This window comes from Azospirillum griseum (genome assembly GCF_003966125.1).
Classification (GTDB): Bacteria; Pseudomonadota; Alphaproteobacteria; order Azospirillales; family Azospirillaceae; genus Azospirillum; species Azospirillum griseum.
This window is the reverse complement of the sequence record NZ_RXMA01000176.1, coordinates 1-271: the sequence shown is the minus strand read 5'-3', so window position 1 is coordinate 271 and position 271 is coordinate 1. Positions and strand designations below refer to the sequence as shown.

The 271-nt window shown below is 70.1% G+C and carries 1 protein-coding gene; it reads right to left on the bottom strand.

Annotated elements, in window-relative coordinates; translation table 11 throughout:
- Nucleotides 1–271: transposase (locus EJ903_RS26680; protein ID WP_174237372.1), on the bottom strand; the 271-nt coding region annotated here is incomplete at both ends.

The following is a 271-nucleotide window of genomic DNA, read 5'->3' as shown; positions in this document are numbered from 1 at the left end:
AATACCTTCAGCCCGGTCGAATCGATCACCACGCTGACCGGCCCGTCCGTGCTGGACAGCGCCACCGCGATCTCCAGATCGGCGCTGCGCCGAGAGAGGGTCGTGTGATCGGGAACCGGCAGCGTCAGGCCGAGCAGACGCATCAGCGAGCCCAGCAAGCCTTCGGTCTGCCGCCACGGCCGACCAAACGCCAAGCGCAGCATCACCCCGGCCTCGATGGCAATGTCCGAGTAGCGCGCTGGCCGGCCGCGCCGCCCCGTCGCCGACGGCG